Source organism: Actinomadura sp. NBRC 104425 (assembly GCF_030269545.1).
GTDB classification, from domain to species: domain Bacteria; phylum Actinomycetota; class Actinomycetes; order Streptosporangiales; family Streptosporangiaceae; genus Spirillospora; species Spirillospora keratinilytica.
Genome location: NZ_BSTN01000060.1, coordinates 1 through 5,748 on the forward strand (window position 1 = coordinate 1; position 5,748 = coordinate 5,748).

The window sequence follows — 5,748 nt, forward strand, 5'->3', positions numbered from 1 at the left end:
CCTGCGGGCGTTCGTCGCTCGGCGGCTGCCCGACTACATGGTTCCGGCAGCCGTGGTCACCCTGGACGAGCTGCCGTTGAACGCCAACGGCAAGCTCGACCGCAAGGCGTTGCCCGCCCCCGAGTACTCCACCGGCGCGAGCCGGGCACCGGCCACCGCACACGAAGAGATCCTTTGCGGGCTGGTCGCCGATGTGCTCGGCGTGGCGTCCGTGGGGGTGGACGACGACTTCTTCGAGCTGGGCGGGCATTCGCTGCTGGCGGTCCGGCTGCTGTCGCGGATCCGGACGGCGCTGGGCGTGGAACTGCCGCTGCGGACGCTGTTCGAGGCGCCGACCGTGGCGGAACTGGCCGCCCGCCTCGCGGGAGCCGGGGCGGACCGGACCCGTCAGCCGCTGCGCGCCAGGCCGCGGCCGGACCGGGTGCCGCTTTCGTTCGCGCAACGCCGCCTGTGGTTCCTCGGCCAGCTCGAGGGGCCGAGCCCGACCTACAACATCCCCCTGGTCATCCGGTTCAGCGAGCCCCTGGACGTCGCCGCCCTGAACGCGGCGCTGCGCGACGTGCTGGCCCGGCACGAGTCGCTCCGCACGGTCTTCCCCGCCGTGGACGGCGAACCGTACCAGCGGATTCTGGACCCGGCCGACCTCGACCTGGAGCTGAGCGTCGTGCCGGTTCCGGCCGGAGAACTGGGCCGTGCGGTGGACGAGGCGTCCCGGTACGCGTTCGACCTGTCGGCGGAGGTGCCGATCCGGGCGTGGCTGTTCGAGGTCGCCTCGGACGAGCGGGTGCTGCTGGTCGTGGTGCACCACATCGCCGGCGACGGCTGGTCGATGGGACCGCTGGGCCGGGACATGTCGGCCGCGTACAAGGCACGGCTCCGGGGCGAGGCCCCGGAATGGGAGCCGCTGCCGGTGCAGTACGCCGACTACGCCCTGTGGCAGCGTGAGCTGCTCGGGGACGAGTCGGACCCGAACAGCCTGCTGTCGGCGCAGGTCGAGTACTGGCGCACCGCCCTGGACGGAATGCCGGAGGAGCTGGAACTGCCCTACGACCACCCGCGTCCCGCCGAGGCCGGTCACCGCGGCCACGGCGTACCGGTGGACCTGCCGGCCGACCTGCACCGGCGGCTGCTGGAGCGGGCGCGGGCCGAAGGCGTCACCCTGTTCATGATCTTGCAGGCCGGGCTGGCGGTGACGCTGTCCCGAATGGGCGCGGGCACCGACATCCCGATCGGTGTGGCCGTCGCGGGTCGGTCCGACGAGGCCCTGGAGGACCTGGTCGGGTTCTTCGTCAACACCCTGGTCGTCCGCACCGACCTGGAGGGCGACCCGACCCTCGCCGACGTGCTCGGCCGGGTGCGCGGCGCCGGGCTGCGGGCGTTGGAGCACCAGGACGTGCCGTTCGAACGGCTGGTGGAGGAACTGGCCCCGGCCCGGTCGCTGGCCCGCCATCCGCTGTTCCAGGTCGTCCTGGCCCTGCAGAACACGGGCGACGGCACGTCCGGACAGCCCGCCATGGGGGACGGCCGGGTGCCGCGGGACGCCTGGATGGTCAAGTTCGACCTCGACGTCCTGGTGAGCGAGGTGTTCGACGGCACCGGAGCCCCCGGCGGGGTGAGGGGCGTGGTCGTCGGGGCCGCGGACCTGTTCGAGCCCCCGACGGTCGAACGGATCACCCGCGCGTGGCGGCGCGTCCTCGAAACGGTCGCCGACCGTCCCGGCACCCGGCTCAGCGCGGTGGAGGTGTCCGACGCGGACGAGCGGCGGCTGCTGCTCGACGAGTGGAGCCGCGGCCGGGACGCCGAAGTCCGCGGCACGATCCCGGACCTGTTCGAGACGCAGGTGGCGCGCACGCCGGACGCGGTGGCGCTGGTGGGCTCCGGGTTCGAGGTCGGCTACGCGGAGCTGGACGCGCGCGCCAACCGGCTGGCGCGGTACCTGGCCCGTCTCGGCGTGGGACCGGAGGCCACGGTGGCGGTGGCGGTCGATCCCGGCGTGGACCTGATCGTCGCGTGGCTGGGCGTCCTCAAGGCGGGCGGCGCGTACGTCCCGGTCGACACCGACTACCCGCCCGAACGCGTCGCCTTCATGCTCGCCGATGCCGCGGCGGTCGCGGTACTGGCCGACCGGACCACCCGAGCCCATTTCACCGCGTTCGACCTGCCGGTCGTGGATCTCGACGACCCCGCCACGATCGATGAGCTCGCCGGTCTCCCCGCGGACGCGCCACCCCGCGACCTGCGGCCCGAGCACCCGGCCAACGTCATCTACACGTCCGGGTCCACCGGTGTGCCCAAGGGCGTGGTCGTCCTGCACCAGGGCATCGACCGGGTCGCGCAGCACGTGCGCGTGCGGGCCGGGGACGTGGTGAGCCAGCTGGCGTCGGTCTCCTTCGACGCGAGCACCCTGGAGGTGTGGGGCGCCCTCCTGAACGGCGCGGCGCTGGCCTTCCCGCCGCGCGCGGAGCAGTCGCCGAGCGAGCTGCGGGACTTCGTGTCCGCCCACGGCGTCACCACCGTGTGGCTGACCGCCGGACTGTTCCACGAGGTCGTGGACGGAGACATCCAGGCGCTCGCGGGCCTGCGCGAGGTATGGGCCGGCGGCGACGTGCTGTCGCCCGCGCACAGCCGCCGGGTGCTGACCGAACTGCCCGGCACCGAACTGACCAACGTGTACGGCCCGACCGAATGCACGGTGTTCACCACCACGCACGCGGTCCGCAGCGCCGAAGTGGAGGCGGACGGCGGCGTCTCTATCGGGACCCCGGTGGCGGCCAACCGGGTCTACGTCCTGGACGAGTCGCTCCGGCCGGTGCCGATCGGCGTCCCCGGTGAGCTCTACACGACCGGGGCCGGGCTGGCCCGCGGGTACGTGGGGCGGCCCGCCTTCACCGCCGAGCGGTTCGTGGCGTGCCCGTACGAGCCCGGGCAGCGGATGTACCGGACCGGGGACCGGGTCAGGTGGAGCGCCGACGGCCGGTTGCTGTTCCTGGACCGGGTCGACCAGCAGGTGAAGATCCGCGGCATGCGGATCGAGCTGGGCGAGGTGCGCAGCGCCCTTGTCGGACACCCGGCGGTGGCGCAGGCCGAGGTCATCGTCCGCGAGGACGTCCCCGGCGACAAGCGGCTGGTCGCGTACGTGGTGCCCGCCGGAGACGACACCGGCGCGGACCTGGCGGCGGCGCTGCCGGTGTACGTCGCCGAGCGTCTGCCCGCCTACCTGGTGCCGTCGGCGGTCGTACCGCTTGACCGCCTCCCGCTCACGGTCAACGGGAAGGTGGACCGCCGGGCCCTGCCCGCGCCCGACTACACGGCCCAGAGCACACCGAACGGCCGCCGGCCGGTCACGGCGCGGGAGGAGATCTTGTGCGGTGTGTTCGCGGACGTGCTGGGCGTGCCGTCCGTGGGTGTGGACGATGACTTCTTCGCGTTGGGTGGGCATTCGCTGCTCGCGGCGCGGTTGGCGTCGCGGATCCGGGCCGTGCTCGACGTGGAACTGCCGCTGCGGACGGTGTTCGAGACGCCGACCGTGGCGGGGCTGGCGGCGCGGCTGGCCGAGGAGACGGGGCGGGCGCGGCTGCCGTTGCGGGCGGGTGAGCGTTCGGAGCGGGTGCCGTTGTCGTTCGCGCAGCGTCGGCTGTGGTTCCTTGAGCAGTTGGAGGGGCCGAGCCCGACCTACAACCTGCCGATGGTGGTGCGGTTGAGCGGTGGGTTGGACGTGGCGGCGTTGGACGCGGCGTTGCGTGATGTGATCGGTCGTCACGAGTCGCTTCGTACGGTGTTCCCGTCCGCGGACGGTGAGCCGTACCAGCGGATTATGGACGTGGGAGGCCTGGACTGGGCTTTGGAGGTCCGCCGGGTCGAGCCCGGTGAGCTGGGTGAGGCGGTCGCGCGGGCGACGCGGTATGCGTTCGATCTGGCGTCGGAGGTGCCGATCCGGGCCTGGCTGTTCGAGCCGCCCCAGGACGACCCGATCTTGGTGCTCGTGGTCCACCACATCGCTGGCGACGGCTGGTCGATGGCGCCGCTGGGCCGCGACGTGTCGATGGCGTATGCGGCGCGGGTGCGCGGTGAGGCCCCCGAGTGGGAGCCGTTGCCGGTGCAGTACGCCGACTACGCGTTGTGGCAGCGTGAGCTGCTGGGGGATGAGTCCGACCCTGAAAGTTTGCTGTCGGCTCAGGTGGAGTATTGGCGGCGGGCGCTGGCGGGTGCGCCGGAGGAGTTGGCGCTGCCTACTGACCGGCCCCGTCCGGCGGCGGCGACTCACCGTGGTCACCAGGTGCCGGTGCAGGTGTCGGCCGACGTCCACGAGCGGTTGGTCGAGCTGGCCCGTGCCGAGGGTGCCACCACCTTCATGGTGTTGCAGGCGGCATTGGCGGTGACGTTGTCGCGGCTCGGCGCCGGTACGGACATCCCGATCGGGTCGGCGGTGGCGGGCCGTGGCGATGAGGCGTTGAACGATCTGGTCGGGTTCTTCGTCAACACGCTGGTGATCCGGACGGATCTGTCGGGCGACCCGCGTTTCCGTGAGGTGCTCGCCCGGGTGCGGGAGACCAGTTTGGGTGCGCTGGAGCATCAGGACGTGCCGTTCGAGCGGCTGGTGGAGGAGCTCGCCCCGAAACGCTCGCTGGCCCGGCATCCCCTGTTCCAGGTCATGCTGACCGTCCAGAACACCGACCGTGCGGTGCTGGACCTGCCGAACGTGGCGGCCGGGACCATCCGGGTTGACGGCGCGGCCGCCGCAGCGAAGTTCGACCTGGAAATGGCGCTTTCGGAAACCTTCGACCGGGAAGGGCGTCCGGCCGGACTACGCGGTTGGATGACCGGGTCGGTGGACCTGTTCGACGCCGAATCGGTCGAGGCCATGGCGCGGCGGTGGGTGCGCGTTGTGGAGACCGTGAGCGAGGTTCCGGACGTGCGGTTGCGCGCGGTCGATGTGTTGGACGCCGAGGAACGTCGTCTCGTGCTCGACGAGTGGAACGACACTGCGGCTGCGGTGCCGGAGGGCACGGTTTTGGAGTTGTTCGAGCGGTGGGTTGCGGATGCTCCGGATGCGGTCGCGGTCGTGCACGACGGGGTGCGGGTGACGTATGCCGAGCTGGACGCTAAGGCTGCTCGGTTGGCGGGGGTGCTGGTCGGGTTCGGTGTGGGCGCCGGTTCGGTGGTTGCGCTGCGCCTGCCGCGTGGCGTTGACGTGGTCGCGGCGATGTTGGGTGTGTGGAAGGCGGGTGCGGCGTATCTGCCGATCGATCCGGTGAGTCCGGCCGAGCGTGTGGAGTTCTTGCTGGCCGACAGCCGCGCGGTCGCCCTCGTCACGACCGGCGACCTGCTCGAAGACGTGTCGGTGGCCGATGTTCCGGTGATCGCACTCGAGGAGGCGTGCTCGGCGGACGCTGTCGAGGTGGTGCCGTCTGTGCCGGTGGATCCGCGTGGGCTGGCGTATGTGATTTACACGTCGGGTTCGACGGGGCGGCCGAAGGGTGTGGCGGTTGCGCACGCGTCGTTGGTGAATTTGGTGTCGGTGTTCGGGCCGTTGATGGGGGCGGGTCCGGGTGTTGGGGTGTTGCAGTTCGCCTCGTTCGGGTTCGATGCGTCGGTGCTGGATGTGGCGGTGGCGTTGTCGTATGGCGCGACCTTGTGGGTTGCCGGTGACGAGCAGCGTTCTCAGCCGCGGCTGCTGCGGGAGCTGTCTGAGGTGAGTGTGGCGAGTGTGGTGCCGTCGCTGCTGGGGGTGTTGGAGCCGGACGATCT

General features: G+C 71.7%; 1 protein-coding gene. It reads left to right on the top strand.

Annotation, left to right across the window (positions count from 1 at the left end; all coding sequences use genetic code 11):
- A partial coding sequence (locus QSK22_RS32940; protein WP_285498414.1) for a non-ribosomal peptide synthetase occupies window positions 1-5,748 on the top strand: 5,748 nt, incomplete at both ends.